Origin of the sequence: Parendozoicomonas verongulae (genome assembly GCF_009711465.1) — a bacterium.
GTDB classification, from domain to species: Bacteria; Pseudomonadota; Gammaproteobacteria; order Pseudomonadales; family Endozoicomonadaceae; genus Sansalvadorimonas; species Sansalvadorimonas verongulae.
The window spans coordinates 1-328 of sequence record NZ_SMME01000179.1; the positions used below are offsets into that span (position 1 = coordinate 1).

Sequence of the window (328 nt, forward strand, 5' to 3'; positions counted from 1 at the left end):
ACGCGGTTCAGACCATGACTTTGGCGATAACAGCTAATCAACCTTATCTGGCAGAAGCAGCGAAACGAATGAAGGCTATGGACTTTGAAACCGGGATCAACTGGCCTGCCTGCTGGCAGGAACTCCTGGATGTTTTAAAGCAGCCTGTTGCCAGCTATTGCCAGAAGGCGCCGGAGGAAAGTACTCAGCCTGCAGGTGTTATGGATACGCAGGCCCAGTTGCCACAGTCTGTCAAAAAAACACTGGATGGCAGGACAAACTATGAGCAGTTTCCTGCGCCATGCCTCAGTTATAAAAGAGTTTTTCAGACTGTTGGCCATGATCCACG

At 50.3% G+C, this 328-nt stretch carries 1 protein-coding gene; it reads left to right on the forward strand.

The features are described 5' to 3' along the window. Positions 1-14 precede the first annotated feature (14 nt). Positions 15-328: hypothetical protein (locus tag E1189_RS00225; RefSeq protein ID WP_155158150.1), on the forward strand; the 314-nt coding region annotated here is incomplete at its 3' end.